The sequence below is a fragment of the Mycolicibacterium diernhoferi genome (genome assembly GCF_019456655.1).
Classification (GTDB): Bacteria; Actinomycetota; Actinomycetes; order Mycobacteriales; family Mycobacteriaceae; genus Mycobacterium; species Mycobacterium diernhoferi.
On record NZ_CP080332.1, the window covers coordinates 3,872,576 to 3,897,406 of the forward strand.

23 protein-coding genes and 1 pseudogene are annotated in these 24,831 nt (G+C 66.6%); 14 read left to right on the forward strand and 10 right to left on the reverse strand.

Going from position 1 to position 24,831, the window contains the following annotated elements:
• Nucleotides 1–143 precede the first annotated feature (143 nt).
• The 8 genes from K0O62_RS18415 (at nt 144) to K0O62_RS18450 (ending at nt 11,200) form a co-directional block, all read left to right on the forward strand.
• Nucleotides 144–314 carry a hypothetical protein gene (locus K0O62_RS18415; RefSeq protein ID WP_165636936.1) on the forward strand — a complete coding sequence of 57 codons (171 nt, stop codon included), beginning with the start codon at nt 144–146 and terminating at the stop codon, nt 312–314.
• A 51-nt stretch (nt 315–365) separates the two neighbouring features.
• Complete coding sequence (locus K0O62_RS18420; protein ID WP_073853910.1) at nt 366–2,762, forward strand: DEAD/DEAH box helicase; 2,397 nt, start codon at nt 366–368, stop codon at nt 2,760–2,762.
• Between the two features lie 9 nt (nt 2,763–2,771).
• Complete coding sequence (locus tag K0O62_RS18425) at nt 2,772–4,184, forward strand: NCS2 family permease (RefSeq protein WP_073853908.1); 1,413 nt, start codon at nt 2,772–2,774, stop codon at nt 4,182–4,184.
• Entirely contained in the window at nt 4,181–4,906 is a 726-nt protein-coding gene (locus K0O62_RS18430) for a TVP38/TMEM64 family protein (RefSeq protein ID WP_234799950.1), read from the forward strand. The genes K0O62_RS18425 and K0O62_RS18430 overlap by 4 nt, the downstream gene beginning before the upstream one ends.
• 14 nt (nt 4,907–4,920) lie before the next feature.
• Entirely contained in the window at nt 4,921–5,724 is an 804-nt protein-coding gene (locus tag K0O62_RS18435; RefSeq protein WP_073854389.1) for a transglutaminase-like domain-containing protein, read from the forward strand.
• Nucleotides 5,725–5,930: 206 nt separating this feature from the next.
• The gene (locus K0O62_RS18440; RefSeq protein ID WP_234799949.1) at nt 5,931–7,052 is read left to right on the forward strand and encodes a N(5)-(carboxyethyl)ornithine synthase; all 1,122 of its coding nucleotides are present in this window, start codon (nt 5,931–5,933) and stop codon (nt 7,050–7,052) included.
• 93 nt (nt 7,053–7,145) lie between these two features.
• Nucleotides 7,146–10,019 carry an MMPL/RND family transporter gene (locus K0O62_RS18445; protein ID WP_073854385.1) on the forward strand — a complete coding sequence of 958 codons (2,874 nt, stop codon included), beginning with the start codon at nt 7,146–7,148 and terminating at the stop codon, nt 10,017–10,019.
• A 107-nt stretch (nt 10,020–10,126) separates the two neighbouring features.
• Nucleotides 10,127–11,200 (forward strand): sensor domain-containing diguanylate cyclase, encoded by a 1,074-nt coding sequence (locus tag K0O62_RS18450; protein ID WP_073853904.1) that lies wholly within the window; start codon nt 10,127–10,129, stop codon nt 11,198–11,200.
• Between the two features lie 4 nt (nt 11,201–11,204).
• Here K0O62_RS18450 and K0O62_RS18455 read toward each other — a convergent pair whose 3' ends face one another.
• Both K0O62_RS18455 and K0O62_RS18460 read right to left on the reverse strand, forming a co-directional pair.
• A complete protein-coding gene (locus K0O62_RS18455) occupies nt 11,205–12,101 on the reverse strand; it encodes an alpha/beta fold hydrolase (RefSeq protein ID WP_073853902.1) in 897 nt (298 codons plus the stop codon).
• Nucleotides 12,101–12,700: a TetR/AcrR family transcriptional regulator gene (locus K0O62_RS18460; RefSeq protein WP_073853900.1), complete on the reverse strand. Its 600-nt coding sequence runs from the start codon at nt 12,698–12,700 to the stop codon at nt 12,101–12,103. Before K0O62_RS18460 ends, K0O62_RS18455 begins: the two co-directional genes overlap by 1 nt.
• Nucleotides 12,701–12,795: 95 nt before the next feature.
• Here K0O62_RS18460 and K0O62_RS18465 point away from each other — a divergent pair, with 95 nt between their 5' ends.
• From K0O62_RS18465 to K0O62_RS18475, 3 genes are read left to right on the forward strand one after another with little or no spacing between them, the layout of a single operon-like run.
• The gene (locus K0O62_RS18465) at nt 12,796–13,206 is read left to right on the forward strand and encodes a hypothetical protein (RefSeq protein WP_073853898.1); all 411 of its coding nucleotides are present in this window, start codon (nt 12,796–12,798) and stop codon (nt 13,204–13,206) included.
• Nucleotides 13,203–14,645, forward strand: a complete 1,443-nt coding sequence (locus tag K0O62_RS18470; protein ID WP_073853896.1) for an FAD-dependent oxidoreductase — start codon at nt 13,203–13,205, stop codon at nt 14,643–14,645. The genes K0O62_RS18465 and K0O62_RS18470 overlap by 4 nt, the downstream gene beginning before the upstream one ends.
• Before the next feature lie 7 nt (nt 14,646–14,652).
• The gene (locus tag K0O62_RS18475) at nt 14,653–15,942 is read left to right on the forward strand and encodes an HNH endonuclease signature motif containing protein (protein WP_073853894.1); all 1,290 of its coding nucleotides are present in this window, start codon (nt 14,653–14,655) and stop codon (nt 15,940–15,942) included.
• Between the two features lie 48 nt (nt 15,943–15,990).
• On the opposite strand, the gene K0O62_RS18480 is transcribed toward K0O62_RS18475, so the two are convergent.
• Together K0O62_RS18480 and K0O62_RS18485 are read right to left on the reverse strand one after the other, a co-directional pair.
• A complete protein-coding gene (locus K0O62_RS18480; protein ID WP_073853892.1) occupies nt 15,991–16,314 on the reverse strand; it encodes a DUF732 domain-containing protein in 324 nt (107 codons plus the stop codon).
• Between the two features lie 139 nt (nt 16,315–16,453).
• The gene (locus tag K0O62_RS18485) at nt 16,454–17,533 is read right to left on the reverse strand and encodes a dihydrodipicolinate reductase (protein ID WP_205870777.1); all 1,080 of its coding nucleotides are present in this window, start codon (nt 17,531–17,533) and stop codon (nt 16,454–16,456) included.
• Nucleotides 17,534–17,772: 239 nt separating this feature from the next.
• Between K0O62_RS18485 and K0O62_RS18490 the strand changes: the two genes are divergently transcribed.
• The gene (locus K0O62_RS18490; protein ID WP_083603683.1) at nt 17,773–18,618 is read left to right on the forward strand and encodes an SDR family NAD(P)-dependent oxidoreductase; all 846 of its coding nucleotides are present in this window, start codon (nt 17,773–17,775) and stop codon (nt 18,616–18,618) included.
• Nucleotides 18,619–18,621: 3 nt separating this feature from the next.
• Here K0O62_RS18490 and K0O62_RS18495 read toward each other — a convergent pair whose 3' ends face one another.
• Complete coding sequence (locus tag K0O62_RS18495; RefSeq protein WP_073853888.1) at nt 18,622–19,839, reverse strand: cytochrome P450; 1,218 nt, start codon at nt 19,837–19,839, stop codon at nt 18,622–18,624.
• Nucleotides 19,840–20,001: 162 nt separating this feature from the next.
• Between K0O62_RS18495 and K0O62_RS18500 the strand changes: the two genes are divergently transcribed.
• Complete coding sequence (locus K0O62_RS18500; protein WP_073853886.1) at nt 20,002–20,556, forward strand: TetR/AcrR family transcriptional regulator; 555 nt, start codon at nt 20,002–20,004, stop codon at nt 20,554–20,556.
• A 241-nt stretch (nt 20,557–20,797) separates the two neighbouring features.
• Here K0O62_RS18500 and K0O62_RS18505 read toward each other — a convergent pair.
• From K0O62_RS18505 to K0O62_RS18515, 3 genes and pseudogenes are all read right to left on the reverse strand, one after another.
• Nucleotides 20,798–21,387 (reverse strand): annotated as a pseudogene (locus tag K0O62_RS18505) (peroxiredoxin); the annotation flags it as partial.
• Nucleotides 21,388–21,631: 244 nt separating this feature from the next.
• Nucleotides 21,632–22,786 (reverse strand): hypothetical protein, encoded by a 1,155-nt coding sequence (locus tag K0O62_RS18510; protein WP_131817368.1) that lies wholly within the window; start codon nt 22,784–22,786, stop codon nt 21,632–21,634.
• Entirely contained in the window at nt 22,783–23,271 is a 489-nt protein-coding gene (locus K0O62_RS18515; RefSeq protein WP_073853880.1) for a DUF4365 domain-containing protein, read from the reverse strand. The genes K0O62_RS18510 and K0O62_RS18515 overlap by 4 nt, the downstream gene beginning before the upstream one ends.
• 416 nt (nt 23,272–23,687) lie before the next feature.
• Here K0O62_RS18515 and K0O62_RS18520 point away from each other — a divergent pair, with 416 nt between their 5' ends.
• Nucleotides 23,688–24,086 carry an Ltp family lipoprotein gene (locus K0O62_RS18520; RefSeq protein ID WP_079244599.1) on the forward strand — a complete coding sequence of 133 codons (399 nt, stop codon included), beginning with the start codon at nt 23,688–23,690 and terminating at the stop codon, nt 24,084–24,086.
• Nucleotides 24,087–24,182: 96 nt separating this feature from the next.
• Here K0O62_RS18520 and K0O62_RS28885 read toward each other — a convergent pair whose 3' ends face one another.
• Together K0O62_RS28885 and K0O62_RS28720 are read right to left on the reverse strand one after the other, a co-directional pair.
• On the reverse strand, nt 24,183–24,323 hold the full coding sequence (locus tag K0O62_RS28885) for a helix-turn-helix domain-containing protein (protein ID WP_234799948.1): 141 nt from the start codon (nt 24,321–24,323) through the stop codon (nt 24,183–24,185).
• Nucleotides 24,324–24,441: 118 nt separating this feature from the next.
• On the reverse strand, nt 24,442–24,681 hold the full coding sequence (locus tag K0O62_RS28720; RefSeq protein WP_234799947.1) for a recombinase family protein: 240 nt from the start codon (nt 24,679–24,681) through the stop codon (nt 24,442–24,444).
• Between the last annotated feature and the right edge of the window lie 150 nt (nt 24,682–24,831).

The following is a 24,831-nucleotide window of genomic DNA, read 5'->3' on the forward strand; positions in this document are numbered from 1 at the left end:
AAGGCCCAGCAGCTGTCTTGCATGGTTCATCGCCGCAGCCGCCGCGGCGTTACAGCCAGATCAGGTCAAGATCCCGCCATCCGGGATGGGCTCGGCCACCATCGGTCGTTGTGCTGATCAGCGCCACGAAAGGAGGTGCAACAGTGAGCAAGCCCACACTTGGCAATACCGTCGTCGCGGCCGTGGTGGCACTGACGGTCGTGCTGAATGCCGGACCGCGGACCGACGACAACCTCGTCGAGCAGACCGAGGACAACGGCAACTCACAGAGCGTCATCACGCTGCCTGCAACCGGTCCGGTCACCGTCTTCTGACATCGCGGAGTCTGACACCATCTAGTCCCGGATCGTCGACGGGAGAACGGGATGGCTGCGCGCGAATTCGTGCTGACCGATGAATTCCGCGACGCCATGGCGCTGCTCGCCGAGGGGCGCCACGTGTTCCTGACCGGTAAGGCGGGCACCGGCAAGTCGACGCTGATCCGCCGGTTCATGTCCCAGACCGACCGCAACGTGGTGGTGGTCGCACCGACCGGGATCGCCGCGCTCAATGTCGAGGGCTACACGATTCACCGGCTGTTCGGTTTCACCGCCACCACCAGCCTCGCCGACATCCGGACCGGCCGCTACTACCCCGGCCGGTTCGCGCGGACGGTGAAGGCCCTGGACACGCTGATCATCGATGAGACGTCGATGGTGCGGGCCGACCTGTTCGACAAGGTGGCCGCCGCGCTGGAACGGTTCGGCCCCGACCCGGGCACCCCGTTCGGCGGGGTGCAGATCGTGCTGGTGGGCGATCTGCACCAGTTGCCCCCGGTGGTCACCGAGGCCGAGGCCGCGTTCTTCTCCGACCGGTACGCCACCCCGTACTTCTTCTCGGCCGACTCGTTCCGCCGCGACGACTTCCCGATGGTCTCGTTGACCACGGTGTTCCGCCAGCTCGGTGATGACCGGATGACGGCCATTCTCAACGAGATTCGCGAGGGTCTGCTGCTCGGGCACGCGCAGGAGCAGCTCAACGCGCGCACCGACCCGGACTTCGTCCCGCCCGAGGACGAGTTCTGGCTGACCCTGGCGCCGACGAATCGGCTGGTGACCGCGCGCAACCGGCAGCAACTGGAGCGGCTGGCCGGCGAGGAGATCGTGCACCACGCCCGCCAGTCCGGAGATCTGAGCCTGTTCGACCCACCCGCGGACGAGACGCTGCGCTTCAAGGTGGGCGCACAGATCATGATGCTCACCAACGACCAGGCCGATCGCTGGGTCAACGGCACGCTCGGCAAGGTGATCGCACGGGTTCGGGGCGACGACTCGGCGGTCGTCATCGAGTTCACCGACGGCAGCCGCGCCGAGGTCGCGCCGTTCACCTGGGAGGCGACCCAGCCCGTCGTCGACGGCGGTGGGCTGCGCCACGAGGTGTGCGGCACGTTCACCCAGCTGCCGTTCAAGCTGGCCTGGGCGATCACCATCCACAAGAGCCAGGGCCAGACCCTGGACCGGTTGATCGTCGACCTGACCGGCGGCATGTTCTCCTACGGGCAGCTCTACGTGGCGTTGAGCCGGTGCACGTCGATGAACGGGCTGGTGCTCAAACGCCCTGTGCTGCCCAAGGATCTGAAGACCGACCGGCGGATCGCCCGGTTCCTGCACGACGCCGCCGATGACGGCGGGCCCCGCCGTTTCTGCGCGATCGCGATGTTGACCGTCGGCGAGGAGGGCCGGATGTCGCGGCCCCGGCCGGTGGAGATCGCCGTCGCCTTCGAGGACGGCACCGCGGTCAGCACCCTGGTCAACCCGCAGCGTGACCTCGCCGACGCCCGCCAGGCGTACGGGATCGGGGTGTCCGACATCCTGCTCGCACCGACGCTGGCCGAGGCGTGGGGCGTCATCGCACCGATGCTGACGGGCTGCACACCGGTCGGCGCGGGCATCGACGAGACACTGGGCCTGCTGGACTTCGAGCTCAAACGCCTCGGCCAGGTGACGGTGATGCCGCTCGGCGTCGAGGTGTCGCGCCGCAGCGTCGGGGCCACCGGAGGCACCGCCCTGGAGCGCGCGACCGCCACGCTGGCGGCGTTCACCGAATCGGGTGTCACCGCCGCCGGCTCGACACCGTTCGGCGATCCGCCCGAGTCCCTGTCCGGACACCTCATCACCCGCGACCACCACAACCCGACACCGACCGCGGCGACGCTGCCGGCGTTGTCGGCGCTGCTCGCGGTCAGCCGCCGGCTCGGGCCCGCTCTGCTCGGACGCCCCGACCCCGCCGACGAGCTGCCGGTCACCCCGTGGATCGCGGCGGCCCGGCACTCGGTGGCCGACCAGCTGCGCGCGGCCGCCGGCCGGGTCCGGCTGCCCGCGGACGTGCTGACCCGGCTGCGGGCCGCCGAACAGCTGCTGGGCGCACCCATCCTGGACGAGGACCTGGACTCCTCCGATTCCGCCGCCGACATCACCTCGGTGCTGGTGCCCGGCGCCCGGATCTGTTTCACCGGCACCGCGCTCGACGACGCCGGACGCGAGGTGCCGCGCGAGGAAATGCTGCGGATCGCCGAGGCGGCCGGGCTGGCTCCGGTGAAGACGGTCACCAAGACCCGGTGTGAGGTGTTGGTCACCGCCGAGGTCGGCACCCAGTCCGGGAAGGCCCGCAAGGCGCACGAACTGGGCAAGCCGGTGTTCTCGGCGGAGGAATTCCTGGCCTGGGCCGGTTCCGGCAGCCGGGCCAAACCGGCCAGCGAGCGCGCACCCGGCGGCGCACCTTAAGGTCGTACCGTGAACCGGCTGGATCGCTTCTTCGAAATCAGCGCACGCGGGTCGACAGTCGGCTCCGAGATGCGCGGTGGCGTCGTCACATTCATCGCGATGGCGTACATCATCGTGCTGAACCCGATCATCCTGTCCGGGGCGCCGGACGTCGCGGGCAACCAGCTGGGTTTCACCCAGGTCTCGGCGGTGACCTCGCTGGCCGCCGGCGTGATGACCATCGCCTTCGGCGTCATCGCCCGGTTGCCGTTCGCGTTCGCGGCCGGGCTCGGGATCAACTCCTTCCTGGCATCCTCGGTGGTCGGCTCGCTGACCTGGCCCGAAGCGATGGGCCTGGTGGTGATCAACGGTCTGATCATCGTCGCGCTGGCCGTCACCGGGCTGCGCAGAATGATCTTCGACGCGGTGCCGATGCCGCTGAAGCTGGCCATCACGGCCGGTATCGGGCTGTTCATCCTGTTCATCGGTCTGGTGAATGCCGGGTTCGTGGCGTCCACCGGTGGGCCGTCGCCGCCGGTCGGGCTGGGCGTCCAGGGCGCCGGTTCGATCACCAGCGTGCCGACCGTCATCTTCGTGTTCACCCTGTTGGTGACCGGCATCCTGGTGGCCCGCAAGGTCCGCGGCGGCATCCTGATCGGCCTGATCGCCGGCACCATCGTGGCCGTCGTCGTCGAGGCCATCTGGCATCTCGGATCGGCCCAGGACAACCCGGGCGGATGGGGACTGTCGGTGCCCACGCTGAGCGGCTCCCCGTTCGCGCTGCCCGACCTGTCCCTGGTCGGCGAGTTCAGCCTGGACAGCTTCGGCCGGATCGGCATCCTGGCCGCCGTCATGCTGGTCTTCACCCTGGTGTTCACCAACTTCTTCGACGCGATGGGCACCTTCACCGGGCTGTCCCGCCAGGCCGGCGTCGCCGACGCGAACGGCAACTTCCCCCGGCTGCAGTCCGCGCTGGTGGTCGAGGGTGCCGGCGCGGTGGTCGGCGGCGCGGCCTCGGCCTCGTCGAACACGGTGTTCATCGAGTCCGGCGCCGGAATCGGCGCGGGCGCGCGCACCGGGCTGGCCAGCCTGGTGACCGGCGGATTGTTCCTGGCCGCAATGTTTCTCACGCCGCTGGCGGCGATCGTGCCGACCGAGGTCGCCGCCGCCGCGTTGGTCATCGTCGGCGCGATGATGGCCTCGCACCTGCGCGAGATCGACCTCGCGGACTTCTCCATCGCACTCCCGGTGGTCCTGACGGTGGCGGTGATGCCGCTGAGCTACTCGATCGCCAACGGCATCGGCGTCGGCTTCATCGCCTGGGCCGTCGTGCGTACCGCGGCCGGCAAGGGCCGCGAGATCAGCCCGCTGCTGTGGGTGGTCGCGGCGGGCTTCCTGCTGTACTTCGCGCGCGGATGGCTCGACTCCATGCTCGGGGTGTGACCCCCGTCGACACCTCCGATGACGAAGTGAAGCCCGGCCGGCGCCCGCACATCATCCGACTGGCCGTGCTCGCCGTCTTTCTGCTCGGCCTGTACTACCTGATCGGGGTGGCACGGATCCTCGACCTGGAGGACATCCGCGGTGCGGTGGCCGCCACCGGACCGGCCGCGCCCCTGGTCTACGTGCTGGTCTCCGCGGTGCTGGGCAGTCTGTTCGTGCCCGGCCCGCTGCTGGCCGCGGGCAGCGGGGTGCTGTTCGGCCCGGTGCTGGGCACCTTCGTCACCCTGGGCGCGACGGTGGGCACCGCAACGATCGCCAGCCTGGGCGGCCGCCGGGCCGGCCGGGACAGCACCCGCGCGCTGCTCGGCGCGCAGCGCGCGGACCGTATCGACGCCCTGATCGAGCGCGGCGGGCTGTGGGCCGTGGTGGGCCAGCGCTTCGTCCCCGGCATCTCGGATGCCATGGCGTCCTACGCGTTCGGCGCTTTCGGGGTCCCGTTGTGGCAGATGATGATCGGCGCCTTCATCGGCTCCGCGCCGCGGGCGTTCGTCTACACCGCGCTGGGCGCCTCGGTCGGTGACCTGTCCTCCCCGCTGGTGTACGTGGCGATCGCGGTGTGGTGCGCGACGGCCATCGTCGGCGCGTTCGCCGCGCACCGCGGGTACCGCGGCTGGCGGTCCGGCCGCACCGGCGACGGCGATTCGCCCGAACGCGACACGTGAAGGATGATCGGGTCATGCGACGCGACGTGGGGGCCGAACTCGAAGTCAACATCACCGCCCCCACCACCCTGGAGTTCCAGATCGCCGTCGCCCCGCACCCGGGCGCCGAGGTGTCCGAGTCACTGAGTTTCGTGCTGAACGGCGAACCCGTGGACGCCTTGGAGATCAGCGGTACCCACGGCAACCGCATCCACAAATTCGACGCCGGGATCGGGCATCTGCGGGTGGACTATTCGGCCACCGTCGTCGGCTACGCCGATCCCCCGCCGGTGACCGACTCCGACCTGTCGATGTACCTGCGGCCCAGCCGGTACGCCGAGGCCGACAAACTGTTCGGCTTCGCGGGCACCGAATTCGGGGACCGCTCCGATCACGCGGCGCTACTGGCCGAGGTGACCGCCTGGGTGGGTCGCCGGCTGCAGTACGTGCCGGGATCCAGCGACCCGATCGACGGGGCGGTGGACACCATGCTCGCCGGGGCCGGGGTGTGCCGCGACTACGCGCACCTGGTGGTGGCGCTGCTGCGCGCGGTGAAGGTGCCGGCCCGGCTGGTCTCGGTGTACGCGCCGGGCCTGTTCCCGATGGACTTCCATGCGGTCGCCGAGGCGTTCGTCGACGGGCAGTGGCGGGTGGTCGACGCCACCGGGCTGGCGCCGCGGGACAGCCTGGTCCGCATCGCCACCGGGCGCGACGCCGCAGACACCGCGTTCCTGGACAACCACAACGGCGGGATCCTCCTGAACCTGCTCAACGTGCGGGCCATCACCGAGGGCAACCTGCCGATCGACGCGCTCGACCGGTTGGTGACGCTGCACTGACCTGCGCTACGGCGGTCTCCTGTCCGCGTCGGCCGGGTAGGCTGACCGACATCGGCGGTCCTTCGTACCCGACTGATGACGTCGCGTCGTCGCCGATTCGAAAATTTTGGCCGTCTCGTGGCCAGAGACAGGAGCGTCGCCATGACGCTGCACACCGCCGTTCCGGGGAACGCCCGCTGACCGGGCACGCGGGGCTTTCGCTGGGTGTGCTGGCCCGCTCACGGAAACCCGACGAGCGCAGGCTGCCCATCCACCCGGCCCACTTCGCCAGGATCGACCCCGAGTTGCGGAAGCGCATCTTCGTCGAGAAGGGCTATGGGGCGGAGTTCGGCACCACCGACGACGCCCTGACCGAGTTCGTCGGCGGCGTCAAGACGCGCGACGAGATCGTCGCCGCCTGCGATGTCATCCTGTTGCCCAAGGTGCAGGCCGAGGACCTTGCGCAGTTACGGGCCGGACAGATCATCTGGGGCTGGCCGCACTGTGTCCAGGACATCGAGTTGACCCAGATCGCCATCGATCGCAAGCAGACGCTGATCGCTTTCGAAGCGATGAACCACTGGCAGGCCGACGGCGGATTCGGATTGCACGTGTTCCACAAGAACAACGAGCTGGCCGGCTACTGCTCGGTGCTGCACGCCATGCAGCTCGCCGGGGTGACCGGCAGCTACGGCCGGCGGATGCGTGCTGCCGTCATCGGATTCGGCGCGACGGCCCGCGGCGCGGTCACCGCGCTGAACGCCCACGGTGTCGATGACGTCCGGGTGCTGACCAACCGTGAGGTGGCGGCCGTCGGATCGCCGATCCCGTCCACCCAGATGGTCCAGATGGCACAGGATGAGGACGGCCAGACGTGGGCTGACATCCCCGAGTACGGCAGCGTGCCGGTGGCGCGGTTACTGGCCGACAACGACATCGTCGTCAACTGTGTGCTGCAGGATCCCAATTCACCCCTGGTCTTCCTCACCACCGAGGATCTGGAGACCTTCACCCCGGGCACCATGCTCATCGACGTGTCCTGTGATGTGGGTATGGGATTCAGCTGGGCGCGACCGACGACGTTCAAAAACCCGGTCGTCGATCTGGCCCACGGCGTCTCCTACTACGCCGTCGACCACAGCCCTTCCTACCTGTGGAACTCGGCCACCTGGGAGATCAGCGAGGCGTTACTGCCACATCTGGCCACCGTGCTCGGCGGCCGGACAGCCTGGGATGAGAGCACGACGATCTCACGGGCCATCGAGATCCGGGACGGCACCGTGCAGAACCCCGCCATCCTGGCATTCCAGCACCGTGCGGCGACCTACCCGCATCCGGTGTCCGGGTAGGGATTTACCGGGTGAGGCAAGGCTGTCCTGCCACTGGCGGCGGCCATCTGGTAAAAAGCAAGTACCCCTAATCGATCAGGAGTGGCTGCCGACGTGCCCGACTCTCCCGCGGCCCCGGTCGTCGCCCCCCACCAGCAGCATCGCGGCGGCATCGCCGGTTTCATCCGCCGGTTCGCCGTCCTGATCATCATCGCGTGGGTCGCCCTCGTCGCCTTGTTGAGCATCACGGTCCCCCCGCTGGAAACCGTCGGCCAGATGCGGTCGGTGTCGATGAGCCCGGACTACGCGCCCGCGGTGGTGGCCAGCAAGCGAGTCGGCGAAGTGTTCGACGAGTACAAGTCGGACAGCTCGGTGATGATCGTGCTGGAGGGTGAGCAGGCACTCGGCGCCGACGCGCACTACTTCTACAACGACATGGTCGACCGGCTGGAGGCCGACACCGAACACGTCGAGCACGTCCAGGACTTCTGGGGCGACCCGCTGACCCAGGACGGCGCGCAGAGCTCCGACGGTAAGGCCGCCTACGTCCAGGTGTATCTCGCCGGCAACATGGGTGAGTCGCTGGCCAACGAATCGGTGCAGGCCGCCACCGAGATCGTCCGGGCCGTACCGCCCCCGCCGGGTGTCGAGGTCTTCGTCACCGGCATGTCCGCCCTGGCCGCCGATCAGCAGATCTCCGGGGACCGCAGCGTCCAGGTGATCGAAGGCGTCATCTTCCTCGTCATCATCTCGATGCTGCTGCTGGTGTACCGCTCGATCGTCACCACGATCCTGGTGCTGGTCATGGTGGTGCTCGGACTGACCGCGGCCCGCGGCGTGGTCGCCTTCCTCGGCTATCACGAACTGATCGGGCTCTCGACCTTCGCCACCCAGCTGCTGGTGACGCTGGCGGTGGCCTCTGCCACCGACTACGCGATCTTCCTGATAGGCAGGTATCAGGAGGCCAGAACCGTCGGCGAGGACCGGGAATCCGCGTACTACAGCATGTTCGGTGGCACCGCCCACGTGGTGCTGGGTTCCGGTCTGACCATCGCCGGCGCCATGCTGTGCCTGCACTTCACCCGGCTGCCGTACTTCCAGACCCTCGGTGTGCCGATGGCCTTCGGCATGGTGGTGGTGGTGCTGGCCGCACTCACGCTGGGTCCGGCGATCATCACGGTGGCCAGCCGTTACCGCAACATCCTGGAACCCCGGCGCTCCATGCGCATCCGCAGCTGGCGCCGGGTCGCCGCGGTCGTGGTGCGCTGGCCCGGTGCCGTGCTGATGGCCACGATCGCGTTGTCGCTGATCGGTCTGCTCGCGCTGCCCGGCTACCGGACCAACTACAACGACCGCAACTATCTGCCCGAAGACCTGCCGGCCCAGCAGGGCTACGCGGCCGCCGAGCGGCACTTCGGAGTGGCCCGGATGAATCCGGAGCTGCTGCTCATCGAGACCGACCGCGATCTGCGCAACTCGGCGGACTTCCTGGTGATCGACAAGATCGCCAAGGCGGTGTTCAAGGTGCCCGGCATCGGCAACGTGCAGGCCATCACCCGCCCGCAGGGCGAACCGCTGGAGTTCAGCACCATCCCCGCCCAGATGAGCATGGGCGGCACCAATCAGCAGATGAACCAGAAGTACATGGAAGACATGTTCGCGAACATGCTGCTGCAGGCCGACGACATGCAATCCACCATCGACACCATGAAGCGGATGGTCTCGCTCATGGGAGAGATGAGCGCCACCACGCACAGCATGGTCGGCAAGACCGATGCGATGGCCGCCGACATCGCGGAGTTGCGGGACAACATCTCCAATTTCGACGACTTCATCCGCCCGCTGCGCAACTACCTGTACTGGGAACCGCACTGCTACAACATCCCGGTGTGCTGGTCCATGCGCTCGGTGATGGACGCGCTCGACGGCACCGACACGATGACCTCGAAGTTCGAGGAGATCCTGCCGGACATGCACCGCCTCGACGAACTCATGCCGCAGATGCTGGAGACGATGCCGTCGCAGATCGCGTCGATGGAATCCTCCCGCGAGATGATCCTGCGGATGTACCAGACCCAGAAGGGTATGCAGGACCAGGGCATGGCGATGCAGGACAACCAGAGCGCCATGGGTGACGCGTTCAACGACGCCAAGAACGACGACACCTTCTACCTGCCACCGGAGATCTTCAACAACGAAGACTTCAAACGCGGGATGGAGAGCTTCATCTCCCCCGACGGAAAATCGGTGCGGTTCATCATCTCTCACGAGAACGATCCGCTGACCCCCGACGGCATCAAACTGGTCGAGAAGATCACGACCGCCGCCAAGGAGGCCATCAAGGGCACCCCGCTGGAGGGGTCGAAGATCTATCTGACCGGCACCGCGGCCGCGTTCAAGGACATGCAGGAAGGCAACGACTGGGATCTGATCATCGCCGGGATCGCGGCGCTGAGCCTGATCTTCATCATCATGCTGCTGATCACCCGCAGCCTGGTGGCCGCCGCCGTCATCGTCGGCACCGTGGTGGTGTCCCTCGGCGCGTCGTTCGGCCTGTCCATCCTTGTCTGGCAACACATCCTGGGTATCGAACTGCACTTCATGGTGATGGCGATGGCGGTGATCGTGCTGCTCGCCGTCGGCGCCGACTACAACCTGCTGCTGGTCGCCAGAATCAAGGAGGAAATCCACGCGGGTCTCAACACCGGCATCATCCGCGCCATGGGCGGCACGGGTTCGGTGGTGACGGCCGCCGGCCTGGTGTTCGCGTTCACCATGATGTCGATGTTCGTCAGCGAGATGACGGTGGTAGCACAGGTCGGCACCACCATCGGTTTGGGTCTGCTGTTCGACACCCTGGTGATCCGGTCGTTCATGACGCCGTCCATTGCCGCGCTGATGGGCAAGTGGTTCTGGTGGCCGCAGGTCGTCCGGCAGCGTCCGGCCCGCGCGGCGACGCCGCCGAAACCGCTGGAGCCCGTCGGCTAGTTCGGCCGGCCGGCGCGGTTCCAGCAGTCCGCGGCCCGGTGTGCTCGGCGGTACGATCTTGATCGGACTCCCCCGGGTGTCTTGAGGACGATCCACACGGAGGCAGGATGAGCGTCGAGGACCCGGCGCGCACCACGGCGGAGCAGCCCGACGACGTCGACTACGTGCAGTCCACGCAGCACCTGGTCCAGGCCGTGCAGGAGCTCTCGCTGGCACGCTGCCTGCCCGATATCCAGCGGATCGTGCGCGCCGCCGCGCGCAAACTCACCGGCTGCGACGGCGCCACGTTCGTGCTGCGCGACAACGACATGTGCTACTACGCCGACGAGGATGCGATCGCGCCGCTGTGGAAGGGCGGCCGGTTCCCCATGCAGACCTGCATCAGTGGCTGGGTGATGCTCAACCGTACGGCAGCGGTCATCGAGGACATCTACGTCGACGACCGCATCCCGCACGAGGCGTACCGCCCGACCTTCGTCAAGAGCCTGGTGATGGTGCCGATCCGCACCCTGGACCCGGTGGGGGCGATCGGCAACTACTGGGCCGATCAGCGGATGCCGACCGAGCGAGAGGTCTCACTCCTGCAGGCCCTGGCCGACGCGACCTCGGTGGCCATGGAGAACGTGCAGGTCTACGCCGAGCTCGAGCAGCGGGTGCTGGACCGGACGGCCGAACTGGAGCAGGTCAACAACGAGATGCTGCAGCTGACGGTCACCGACGAGATGACCGGCGTCACCAACCGTCGCGGTTTCTACCTGCTGGCCGAGTCGGTGCTGATGGCGGCCCGCCGCGACCGACGCGACTGCCTGCTGGGGTTCATCGACGTGGACGGGCTCAAGAAGGTCAACGACCGCCAGGGGCACGTCGTCGGGGACGCCCTGATCGTCGACCTGGCCCGGGTTCTCCGATCGGCGCTGCGGAAATCCGACATCCTCGCCCGGCTGGGTGGCGATGAGTTCTGCGTCCTCATCGTCGACAACGACACCGATCCGGCCGCCCTGAAAGCGCGGCTGGAAAACGCGGTGCAGCAGTTCAACGAGACCGAGGTCCGGTCCTACCGGCTGTCCACCAGCATCGGGCTGATGAGTGTGCCCGCCTCCGACACCAGTACGGTCGATGAACTACTCGTTCGGGTGGACGAGCTCATGTACGCGGACAAGAACTCACGCCCGGCGTCGTGACGCCTCAATCCGAGATGAACTCGAGTGCGGCATTCAGCGCTGGGCGGTGCCGCAGCAGTCGGTAGTGCGCCAGCCGGCCCAGGCCCTTGGTGGTGACCAGCTTGGCGTTCGGCCAGATTCCGACGATCTCTTCGCTGGTCTCGTAGGGAGTGTCGGGATCGTCGGGGTCATGGATGATCAGCAGCGGCGGATTGTCGGCGCGCGGCGCAATCACCGAAATGTCGGTGTCGGCCAACGGCATCTCGATCCGCTGTTCGAGGCGGCGGCTCAACCCGTCACGGATTCGCGGGCCGAATCCATGCCGCGCCGTGAACATGTCGATGTAGACCGGGAAGTTGCCCATCGGCGCCAAGAACACCAGGCGTTGGGCGGACGTCCCCCACGCCACCGCGAAGGCCGCCGCCTTCGCGCCGAGAGAGTGCCCGATGATCGCGCGGGCCGGCCCGAACTCGTCAACCACGGCCTGCACGGCCTTGGCGCACTCGATGAGCGTGGTGCGGCCCGGCGCGAGATCGCCGGGTTCAGAGTCGTTGTGGCTGGGCAGATCGATGGCAATGACGCGGTATCCGGCCTCGACGAGGGGTTTGATGAAGGTGCCCAGGTGGGCCTGACACCCGCCCCAGCCGTGGACCAGGTACACCGGCTCGCCCGCACCCCAGGAGGCGCCCGCGATCCGGTGCCCCTCCCAGAACGCCTCGACCGGCGTGCTCGGCGGCACTCCGGGCGGCATGCGCAGGCTCATCTCGACCACCGGCGGGGTGCACCATAGTTCGGTGGCCCATCGCGCGCCCTCCCCCGGCGCGTACTGTTCCAGCAAGCTGAACCTGTGCCGCACCTCCGGGCTGACCGGCGGTTCGACGCCGGACCCGGTGACGTTCGGGTCACTGTCCGTCTCAACCATCACATTCCCCCATGAGGGGCCACCTTAGCGACCCCGACTGCCGCGGGCACAGGATCGGTGAGGTAGTGCGCCAGGACCGGGCTCAGCCAACCGATGAGTTCCGCATCGGACATCTGGGCCAGCGGCGGGGTGCCGAGAATGTAGCGCGATACCGCGACCCCGAGCAGTTGGGCACCGACCAACGCCGCCCGTTCGGCCGGACGATCCGGCACCACCGCCGCCAGTGCCGGGGCCACCTGTGTGCCAAACACTTTCAGCAGCGCCTCGGCGGCGACCCTGTTGGTGGCGGCGGCCCGCAGCAGCGGCAGAAACGACCCGTCCGGCCCCCACACCTCGACGAACATCGGGATCACCGCGGCGGCGATATCCGCCGGGGCCACCCCGGACAGGTCCGGGAACCTGATGTCGAGCCGGGTGGCCGCCGCGAACAGTCCGGCCTTGCTGCCGAAGTAGTGCATGACCAATGCCGGGTCGACCGCCGCCGCCGCGGCGACGGACCGGATGGTGGTGCGCTCGAACCCCTGCTCGCCGAACTGCGCCTGGGCGGCATTGAGGATCGATGCCTTGGTGGCCTCGCCGTCCCGCAGTTTCGTCGCCATGGCCGACAGACTATTCAACAACCGTTGACATGGCCAACCCACAGGCCTAGCGTTGAGTTCAACGGTTGTTGAACTCGCAGGTCGGAGGACCGGACATGACCATCACCGCCATCCAGATCGGGCTCGATCCCGATGTCATCGACGTGAGCTCCCCCGATTTCGCCCAGTTCCGCGGGCTGACCCGGGAGAAACTGCGGGCCGCCAACGACGACAACGTCGCCGGGCTGCGCGCCGCCGGCTACCAGGTGGACAGCTGCCTCATCCCGTTCGGCGAGGCCGGCGCGGCCAAGGCCCGGCAGTGGCTGGCGGCGGGTCGATACGACGCGGTGCTCATCGGTGCCGGGATCCGGCTGGTCGCCGCCAACACGCTGCTGTTCGAGGCGATCGTCAACGCCGCGCACACCAGCCAGCCGGGATGCCGGTTCGTCTTCAACCGCGCCGCCGTGGCCACCCCGGACGACATCCGCCGCTGGTATCCGGACCCGGAGGCGGTGGTGCCCTCATGAATACCGACGTGCTGGTGGTCGGGGCCGGACCCACCGGATTGACGGCCGCCGGCGACCTGGCCCGGGCGGGCCGGTCGGTGATCGTGCTGGAGCGCCGCCCGACGGTCCACCCGTCCAGCCGCGCGTTCGCCACCATGGCCCGCACCCTGGAACTTCTCGACAGCCGCGGGTTGGCCGAGGATCTCCTGGCTCATGCCCACCGCACGCCGGGCGTGACCATTTTCGGCGGTGCCCGCATCGATATGACTCACCTCGACTCGGCGTATCCCTTCGCGATGATCACGCCGCAGACCAATATCGATGCGGCCCTTGCCCGTTATGCGACGGCGCACGGTGCCGATGTGCGGCGCGGATGCGAGGTGGTCGAGCTGGTGCAGGACGGCGACGGCGTCTCGGTGACCGCGCGGTCGGTTGCCGATGGCAGTGTCACGTCGTTTCGGGCCCGGTATGTGATCGGCGCCGACGGCGCGCACAGCACGGTGCGGCACCTGCTCGGCGCCGAGTTTCCGGGCAAGACCATCCTGGCCTCGATCGTGCTGGCCGATGTGAAACTCGCAGACGGGCCGTCCGGTGATGGCCTGGCACTGCACAGCACACGGGAGGTGTTCGCCTTCCTCGCCCCGTACGGTGACGGCCGGTGGTACCGGACGATGCTGTGGGACCGCGCGTTTCAGGTATCCGACGATGTGCCGGTGGACACCGCCGAGATCGTCGATGTGCTGCGGCGGGCCATGGGCACCGATCCGGGGGTTGTCGAGGTGGGGTGGCATTCCCGATTCCATTGCGACGAACGGCAAGTCGAGCAGTACCGGCACGGGCGGGTGTTCCTGGCCGGGGATGCCGCGCATGTGCACTCCCCCATGGGTGGGCAGGGCATGAACACCGGGATCCAGGACGCGGCGAATCTGGCGTGGAAGCTCGATGCTGCGCTGGGTGGTGCGCCCGACGCGGTGCTCGACAGTTATCAGACCGAACGCCATCCCATCGGCACGCGGGTGCTGCGCCAGTCCGGCCTGATGGCGCGTGGTGTGACGTTGCATCCGCGACTGGCACGCGGATTGCGTAATCTGCTTGCGCCACGGCTGCTTCGGATCCCGGCTGTCCGGGACGCGGTGGCGGGCAGCTTCTCCGGTATCGGCTTGCGGTACGGACGATCCGGCACCCGCGCCGTGCAGATTCCCCTGGTGACGGGCCGGCTCACCGAGCTGCAACGCAGGCCGGGATTCGTCCTGGTGCGCGAACATGGGGCGGGGTTGTTGGATGCCTCCGTTGTGTTACAGGCCGAACGTGCCGACGACGGGCCCGCGGTGCTGGTCCGCCCCGATGGTTATCAGGCGTGGATCGGATCGTCGGCGGACCGGGACGCGTGGGGAGCCGTACTGCAGCAGTGGACGGGAGTAGCCGACAACGTCGGAACTTGTCGGACCCCGGTGCGATAATGATGTCATGCCGCCTCCGACAACACCTTTCGCGGAGAATTACGTTGAGCCTCGGCTGGATGTGCTGTTCGAGGAGATCGCCGAGCTGACCGGCCAGCGCAATGCGATCGACGGCCGGTTGGTGGAGATCATCGCCGAGATCGACGGCAGAGGTACGGCCGACGGCAACGCGCTGTGGGGTGCCACCGGATGCCGGTCGATCGAAGCGCTGGTGGCCTGGAAAGCCGGTGTCACCCCGCGCCGGGCCGAGACCATGGTCGCCGTCGCGCACCGCATCGACGAATTGCCGCGCTGCACCCAGGGATTGCGCGAAGGGCGGGTGTCCCTCGATCAGATCGGGGTCATCGCCGAACAGGCTGCCGCAGGTTGCGACGATCACTACGCCAATCTGGTGCAGGTCGCCACGGTCACCCAACTGCGGACCGCGGTCAAACAGGAACCCCGGCCCGAACCGGACCGCAAGCCAGAGCCCAAGCGTTCGTTCTCCTCGGTCGATGGCGACGGCTACACCACCTACAAGATTCGGCTGCCCAAGCTGGAGGCCGCGAAGTTCGACGCCGCGGTCGCCTCGCACAAGGACGCACTGGTCGCGGACTGGCGACGCGATCACGACGCCGGCGACAGCGACGACGAGCAGCCCGGTGCGCAGACCTCCGAGCAGGCACCACCGTTCCCGGACACCACCGATGCCTTCATGAGCCTGGTCGAAGCCGGCTGGGACACCGACGCCGCAGCCCGCCCACACGGAGCCCACACCACAGTGGTGATGCATCTGGACGTCGAAAAGCGCATCGCCGCGCTGCATCTGGGAGCCGCCCTCACCGACGCCGACCGCCGCTACCTCTTGTGCGACGCCACCTGCGAGGTCTGGTTCGAACGCCACGGCACCCCGATCGGGGCCGGGCGGACCACCCGCACCATCAGCCGCCGCCTGCGCCGCGCCCTGGAGTACCGGGACAAGACCTGTGTGGTGCCCGGCTGCGGGGCCACCCGCGGCCTGCACGCCCATCACCTCGTGCACTGGGAGAACGGCGGACCCACCGACCTCTCGAACCTGGTGCTGCTCTGCCCTTTCCATCACCGGCTGCACCATAAAGGCGACATCACCCTCACCGGCCCCGCCGACAAACTCGTCGTCACCGACAGCGACGGCGACCCCATGACCGGCGCCGCCCTCGCCCGACCACCCACCACAGCCCCACCCGACGTCCCGCCGTGCAGAGGACCACTCGGCGAACGAGCTCAATGGTGGTGGTACACACCCTTCGACCCGAATTCACCGCTGGCACTCAACTAGCTGTGCGGCGCAACCTCTTACGAGGTTGGATGCGCGAGGCTCAGCTGGTCACTGCCGCAGATGCCACGGGCAGAACGCCGCGGCAGCCCCGAACACCATGAACGTCGCCTTCTCCACCGGGATGGCGTCGGCCGTCATCAGCTTCATCGTGGCCTGCTGCCAGGTGTAGCGGTCGTCATCCATGGCCGTACAGACCGCCATACCGGCGGTGATCATTTCCTTGCGGCCCGGATAGAAGTCGTCGATGTCCCGACTGTGCATGAACTGCACGAAGGCGTACTCGGCTTCGGAATCCGCGAGCGCAGGCACCGGCGGCACCACGGCGCCGACAGCCAACGCAGCGAGGCCCGCGGCGGCGAGCTTGCGGAACATATTTATCCCCCGAGTCAAAATGAGCTAGCAGCACTCTAGCGGCTGCGGGGCTTTGCTGGGTAACTACCCGTGACATAAATCCGCCGAGTTGTAGCCGTCCGACGCTAAACGGGGTCCGGCAAAGCGCCCCAAGGGCGGTCTAACCGCTCCGGCGGGCCTGGCGGGTGACCACAGACCGCCCGAGGACGGGCTCCAGCAGTCCCGGGAGCTTGTTGTCCACGGCATGCGGTATTGCGTTCACGATCGCCTGGGCGGTGAACACCAGAGAGGGATTGGCACGCTCGCCGGGCCCGTCCTCGAAGGCCACCTGCAGGCGCAGGCTGGGCCGCCCCTCGATGCGGTGCACCATCCCGGCGCCACCTTCGGGCGCGGGCCACGAATCGGGCCACGGCGTGGTCGATACCGTGGCGAAGTACTGGACGGCCACCACCGGGACGCCGTCGACCACACCGGCCAGCTTCCACCGATGCCCGCATATGGTGCCTGCCGGGATCACGGCGAGCGCCGTCGACAGGTCGTGCGGCGCGAGCAGGGTCTCCCATTCCAGGTCGATGTCGTCGAGTTCGAGGCCCAGCGCATCGGCGATGTAGTGGACCACCGCTTCCCAGTCGTGGCGCACCTTTCCGGACGCGATGCGCGCCGGGACATGTCCGTCGGGCTTACCGAACCCCATCGACTCGTGCAGCACGTCCCAGATCGGATACACCAGATCCAGGCCCACCGCGTACTCGTCCATGCGGTAGCTGTCGACCTGCCCGGCACCGGCCAGGATGGCGACCGGGAGGTTCAAGCTGATCAGGCCGGGTTCGCATCCCGATGCGTAGAACGTCGATCCGCCTTCCTGACAAGCGGATTCGAGTAGCGAGCGCCACCGCTGCGGTGCGCTCTGCGGGTACACCATGGGGATCGTCGAGATGGTGACGACGTTGATGCCGTGCCGCAGCAGCTGTGCTATCTCGCTGTAGGCGTCCTCCTCGCGGCCGACCGCGGTCCGGCAATAGGCGACGCAGTCTGGCCGCTGCCGGAGCACAGCGTCGAAGTCACCGTGGGCGAGCACCCCGGTGTCGCCGCGTCCACAGATGCTGCCCGCGTCCTCGCCGACCTTGTCCGGGGAGGACACCAGCAGGCCTGCCAGTTCGATGTCCGGGTCGTCGATCAGTCCACGCAGCGCTTCGCGCCCGGTGAGGCCGGTTCCGGCATGAACCACCGTGTACGTCATGCGATCCTCCTCGATTGGTGGAAACCTACGTTCCTGACCGCGCTGACGTCCAGCCTCTGGTGCATTGCAGCTAATTCAGGCGGCAACGAAATGCGGTCGTTATTACGCAGAACACCGCCGCTCCTCTGCTTTCGCAACGATTTGCTGGGCATTTGCAGCCGCGAAGACCGCTGTGAGCAGCACGAGAGTGTCGGGGCGATCGCGGTTTGACGGACCGGCGGATCCCCTAGGTTGTGCCCATGGTTCGTGCGGCCGGACACCATCCGAGTCTGAGGCGGTTGCGCAAGTCCCGGGTGCGCGAGTACCGGGGCGGCTGGGCGCTGGTCACGGGCGCGGCCCGCGACGTCGGTCTGGGGTATGCGTTCGCCCGGCAGCTGGCGGCCGAGGGGCTGAACCTGATCCTGGTGGACATCCTCGACGATGAGCTGGCCGCCCGCTCGGCCGAGTTGCGTACCGAATTCGGGGTCGACGTGATTTCCGTGCCGTGCGATATGGGTGATCCCGACGCCATTGACCGGATCGCGGCCGCCACCGACGGCGCCCAGGTCGACCTGTTGGTGTGCAACCACATGTTCACCCCGTCGGACACTCCCCGCGTCCTGGATATGCCGCTGGATGTGCACCGCCGCATGATCGACATCAATGCCCGTGGTTACACCGATCTGATTCACCGATACGGCAATCAGATGCGCAGCCGCGGACGGGGTTCGATCGTCATCGTGTCGTCGGGAGTCGGCCTGACTTCGAGTCCGTTCACCGGCGCCTACGGCGCGAACAAGGCGTTTCAGATCGGTCTGGGCGAGGCGCTCTGGTTCGAACTGCTCGGCAGCGGCGTCGACGTGCTGGTGATGGTCGGCGGGCTGATGAACACGCAAGGCGACCTGTTCGACGCATATCCGCAGTGGCTGATTTCGGAGCCGCACGCGGTGGTGCGCCGCGTCCTCAGCGCGATCGGTCGTAAACACATGCTCGTGCCGAGCCTGCCGAACCGGCTGTTTCTCCTGCTGCAGACCCGGCTGATGTCGCGCCGGCGGGCGGTGATGTCGATCGGGCAGTTCCAGGCCAAGGGGCTCGGGAAGTCCTGAGGTTCACCCGTTGACCTTGAGTTCCAGGCGCTCGAGTCGGCGGACCAGGATGCTGGGCAGCCACTGCCCGACGTCGGCGGCTTCGATCCAGGTGGTCTGCTCCAGCAGCATCCGCAGCACGATCTGGGCTTCCAGGCGCGCCAGCGCCGCGCCGACGCAGAAATGCGCGCCCTTGCCGAACGTCATGTGCCCTTTGGTGTTCTCACGGTCCAGCCGGAACTCATTGGGCGCGTCGAACTTCTGCGGATCCCGGTTGGCGGCGCCCCACATCAACAGCAAGCGCGAATCGGCGGGAAGGTCTACCCCGGACAGCGTGGTGTCCCGGACGACGTGGCGGTAGTGACCGCGAAACGGCGCCTCGAAGCGCAGCGTCTCCTCGATGAACGCGCCGAGCAGATCGGGTTGGGCCCGGAGCTGTTCTTGAACGTCTTTCTGGGTTACCAGGATCCACGCCGCGCTGCCGAGCAGTGAGGCGGTGGATTCGCCGGCGGCACTGAACAGGGTGAGCATGATGCCCATTGCCGGAAACTGTTCCAGCTCGCCGGATGCATAGCGGACGGCGAGGTCCCCGATGAGCCCGTCCCCGTCGGTGTCCCCCACCGCGGCGAAGTGCTCCATGACGTAACCGGCCAGTTCCATGGCCGCGGTGCCGGCGGCGGTCAACTCTTCCTCGCTGACCACGCCGTCCAGCAGGGTGGTGGTGGCGTAGCCGAGTCGGATGAGGCGGTCGACGTCGGCGTCGGGGAGGCCGAGCAGCCTGGCGACCACCATCATGGGCAGCCTGTTGGCGACCGCGCTCATCCACTCGATGCGGCCGTCGGCCAATCCTTTCGACCACAGTTCGATGGCAGTGGCTTCGGCGAACTCCTCGATGACGCGAATTCGCCTGGCGGACAGGTGCGGGAGGAGCAGCTTGCGGTGGACGTCGTGTACCGGGTCGTCGGCGGTGGCCAGCGCGTGCTGCGGGCCGCCCAGTGGGCCCATGTCGAAGGGCGTGACGGTGCCGTCGTCGTGATACACCATGGTGGCGGTGAGGTTCGAGGAGAAGTCCTCGACCCGGGCCACCGCATCCAGTACGGCTTCCCAGCCGCACACCGCGTAGAAACCCGAATCTCCGATGCGTTGCACCGGGGCGTCGGCACGCATCCGGTCGTAGAGCGGGTACGGGTCCTGGAGCGCTTCGGGTCCGAAGAAATCCGTCGCGCTGGACAGCAGGGTCATGTGCACAGGGTCGATGCGGTGGAGCGGAGCGTCAATGGTCCACGGGAAACACGAAAGCCCCATTGCACGCAGGCCGAGCGCTGATTTCTCATTGACGTCCGGCGACCTGCGACTTCGATGAGAATTCTGCCCTCATTCTCCTCACGGTGATAAAACTGCGTCATGGGCTCTCGGCGGGCGGACGACTGGCTGGTGGGCCGCGACAGGCACAGCGAGGCCGCCGAACGGATCTACGCCGCGGCCGCCGACCTGATGGCGCAGCACGGTTTCGAGGCATTCAGCATCGATGCCCTGGCCGCCGCCGTGCATTGTTCGCCGGCGACCATCTACCGCCACACCGGCGGCAAGACCGCCATCCGGGATGCGGTGGTGGGCCGCCAGGCCGAACGCATTCTTGCGTCGGTGCGCGAGGCCATCGACGGACTGACTGGTTCCGAGCGCGTCGTCACCGCGACCACCGTTGCGCTACAACGGCTTCGGGCCGATCCCCTGGCCCAGATCATGCGCTCGATGACGACACTGCCCGGCAATGACTGGCTGACCGAGTCGCCCGTCGTCACGCGTTTCGCCGACGAGATGGTCGGAGGGGCGGCCGATCCGCTGGCGTCGCAGTGGTTGATCCGGACGTTCCTGGCGCTGTGGTACTGGCCGGTGAAGGATGCGGAGGCTGAAAAGGAGATGGTGCGAAGGTATCTGGCGCCGGGGTACTCGGCTTAATCTGCACTGTCTTGGGCGGCAATCCGCCGCACGGTCACGGGCGCGGCGCCGTGTGGTGGTTCGGCCCAGGCGTCACACTCGCAGCGACGCCAGAAGGTTCCGTCCCACGGATCGTCGTACCACCGCAGCATCGTCGAGCACCGCTGGCCATGGCTGCACTCACCTGCGGCGCAACGGCGACATTCGATCACTGAACTCCTCGATACTTTCTGTCGACACCAGGGTACTGAGACGGCCTCGCTCAGATCTCCGGTTGGTTCTGCTCAATCCAAGTACGCACCTGCTCGGCGTGGGTGTTGGGCGGAAAGATCGGGTAGAAGACGTGCTCGATGGTGCCTCTGTTCACGATCAACGTCAGCCGCGAGTACAGCTTTGGGTGGCCGGTCGCGCTGAATGTCGGCAGATCGATGGCCTCCGCGAGGCGGAACTCCGATCAGACAACATGCTGAACGGCAGGTGCAGGCGTTCGATGACCTCAGCCTGGTAATCCACGTCCTGACTGGACAATCCGTAGACGGCCTGCACTCCCAGCTCCTGTAGCTCCGTGTAATGGTCGCGGAAATTGCACGCCTCTGTTGAACACCTGCGGGCGCCCGGAGTGGCGTCCCACCCGTCCGGAAGGTCGACGCCGGGGCGGCCGGTCAGCGGGTAGAGGTAGACGATCGTGCGACCGGCAGGCAGCTGCGCGAGGTCGACGCTCACCCCGTCACTGTCCGTCAGCACGATGTCGGGCAGCTTCGTTCCCGGCAGATGCGCAGCGCGGCCGTCGTCCTCGGGTTCGGGAAGTCCGAGCGGAAGCAGCGTGTAATCGCTGTCCAAACGATCTGGCTGTCCACTCTGGGGTGCACGGGATAATGAAGGCCGACGGACTCGACCCGAGCTAAGACATCGTGGATAGATTGCTCGATCACAGTTTCAACTGGTGGGAGGCAGTGTTAGCGAAGGTGCCGGGCACGCTCGGTGCCGTGTAGTGGTGTGTGTTGGAGCGTGACGAACCTGCACGGGAGCGCATCAAGGGACTGCGCGCTCCTTCACCCGATTGGTGATCAGACCCACGGGTGAATCTGAGTCGATGTTAGTCGAGTCCCATCTGTTCAGGCAGGTGAACGAGTGCGGACACCTTTGCTCTCGGTATGTACAGGCCGCCCCCGCTGCGCTGTACCGACCCTTGCAATTGGACAGTGGTGCCATCGCGCATCCACTGCGTGACCTCGGCAATCGACATGGAGGTCACCGCTTCGATCCGGCAAAGCCGACCTCCTCGGAAGGTCCGGATCGCGAAACTGGTAGTGCTTTCTTCCGGCTCGTGGGTTACGCGGACGACAGGTCCGGTGAAGACTTCCGTGCGCGGAACCTTGCCTGATCGAAGCTCCACACCAGTCCGACGAATCTTCTCCTTCGCCGCCGACGGAATCGCCACAGTGTCTCTGACGTCGCGCGGCGCGGGCTGTGCCTGCGCCCACCGGAACGTCGTGTCCAGTTGCGCGACCGCGCTGTGATCCAAGACACGGGCGACCGCATCGACGAACTCTGCAGTGACCCCCTGCGATACCAATCGCAGCAGAGCATCCCCCTGTGGCAACTTTTCGTGTTGCACGATCTCTTCGTGCATCGCGGCCATCGCCTGCGCGAAAGTGCGAGTCATTCGACGCTCCAACGATTCGACGGTCGCCGCAGTTTCCAGACCTGGCAACTGTTTTTGGTCGGGATCTTCGTCAGAATCTTCAGGTGGGAGGGCTTCTCCGACGCGCACCTCAACAGGAATGATGTAGGAGCCCTTGATGGTGTGGCCCATCCGGACCGAATCTGCCACGGCGTCACCTGCTTTGGAGTACCCGCCCTTGATGACGGGGCGCAGCCGAAGCGCCGCCGACGCAGCCGAACGGAACATCAAGCGCGCAGACTCCGTCATCGCAGCGCCAGCGTTGAGCGGAATCGTATCGGCGATGACGACATCGTTCGCGGCGCGAACGTAGGTCACATCGATGCCCCAGAACTGCAGCTCCCGCTGAATGTCCTCGACTTTTCGATTGTGAGCGTCGGCGAGCCGATTGACGAGCCCTGCCTGCGCTTGTTTATCGACGCTGAGGTTGCGAACAACGCCCACTTGGCGGTCCATTGCACTGTGAAGCCACATCCACCCGCCGCGCCCCTCGGATTTCTGGTGCCACCCATTCGCTGTCAGCCATGCGTTTGTGTCGTCGAGACGGACCGCACCTACCTCGTTCACGCGGCACCTCCCGAGAAGACATCATTCAACTGCGTCTCCCAGGTCGAAAGCGTAGACGCCTGAAAACGCTGTTTCTTCGGTACGACGATGGACTTGTCGTGCGACCCCGGATCGAACCGCTCCCAATAAGCATGGGCTCGGTGCACGGTCTGCAAGTCAGCCTGTTCGATCCATTCATGCTGCAACGGGGGTACGACAACCAGCATCACGTACACCGGCACTTGCTTCACCGACCACTTCTCCACCCAGTCTTTCTTGAGCGAGATCCGGTAGTCACCTGCGCGAGTCGCCTTCGGAGACGACGTGCACTTTAGCTGGACGAGAACCGGCGCCGCCGTGAGGTCGACCGTGGTGTCGACTGCCCAGCAATCCTCATCTTGCCGTCCCTCCTGCAGAGTGTGCCCTGATTGGGAACAGACCGCCGAGAGGTACGCCTGGCTGTAGCGCGACTTCGCACCGTCGATACCCAGTCCGAGTCGGCTCATTCGGCCTCTCCTTTCTCGTGTAGCTTGCCTCCGACCAGGTGATTTTCGTCCATTCGGGCAGAGTAACTACCGAGACGTCGACACCGGGGATATCGATGAAGACTCATTGGGGCCTACCGCCGAAATTCATGATCTCGCGGATGAGCGCCTTACGAGCAATCACTGTGGGCTCAACACAGAGAATCTGATTGCCCAAGTAAGCCGCTTTGGCGGGATATTCCGTGGATCGCTGTCGCCGTTCAGAGTGCGCTCGTGGTCAAGGCAGAGCTGGTAGGCGTGTGCCGACCACCGCGACGATAGCGTCGTAATCCGGTCGACCGACACCGACCCGGAACCTTCTGGAACTACCCCCAGGTTCTGCGGGGAGAACTACATTCATTGCCATGGTTAATAGGGTGCCTTTCGCCGCTGTAACTATGGCAGTGGTATTCGCAGTCGGCGGTGTCACTGCGCACCAGTCAGCAGCCGAGACCGTCGGACCCGCGCACCCACTCAACACGATGGGCGGGCTACCCCTTAGTCCGTTGAGTCAGCAAAACGCCATAAGCGCCGCCGAGAACTATCTCGACTACACCTCTTTCTCTTACAGCGGGCTCATCAATCAGCTCGTGCAGGGCGATGGATACTCCAGGGAAGATGCAACACTCGCCGTCAACAGCATCACCGTCGACTGGAACGTGCAGGCAGCGAAGGCCGCACAGAACTACCTCGACTACACATCCTTCTCCCGCAGCGGTCTTATTAACCAGCTCATACAAGGCGATGGATACACCCCCGCGCAGGCCGCATATGGAGTAGCCGCCGTCGGCTACTAGGGATCTGCACAGTCGCCTCGACTTTGGTCTAATTTTCAGAAGTGTCGGGCTGCCACAGTTCGGATTACCTGGCGAACTGGACGGGGATTCGTTGGCCTATCTTCCGATGCTCTGATCAACGCTGTATGTACCTGGGGCCACCGTCGTCCATGGCGCAAAGGTACCCCGGTACAGCGTCGCTCGGCTGACCCCCAGGTACTTGGCTATGTCCCTTGCGGTGTGCCCGTCGGTCTCCAACCTTCGGGCCGTAGAGATGTGGTCGACGTCGCTAACCGCCTGGGGCGCCCGAACTTGGTGCCGCGCGCCCGAGATACCTCTGGCTTCAAAGCCGTCCGCTCCTTGATCAGCTCCCGTTCTACTCGGCCAACGAGCCGAGGACGCCGATCATCATCCGGCCCGCCGGGGTCGAGGAGTCGATGCCGTTCGTGACCGACACGAGCGTCACGCCTCGATCGGTCAGCTGCCTAACCGTCTGCAGGATGTGGAGCATGTTGCGACCCAACCGGTCCAGCTTCCACACCACGACGGTGTCGCCGTCGCGCACGTATTCGATCAGCTCGGCGAGCCCCGGCCGGTCGTCGCCGGCGCCGGACATGACGTCGGAGAACACCTTGACTGCGCTGGCGGCGGAGAGTGCCTCGTTTGTTGGTCGAGCGTCTGGCCGACGGTCGAGACGCGGGTGTAACCAATACGCGTGCCCGCGGAAACGGCTGTGGGGGTGTCGCGCTGACTCATAACTAGCGCC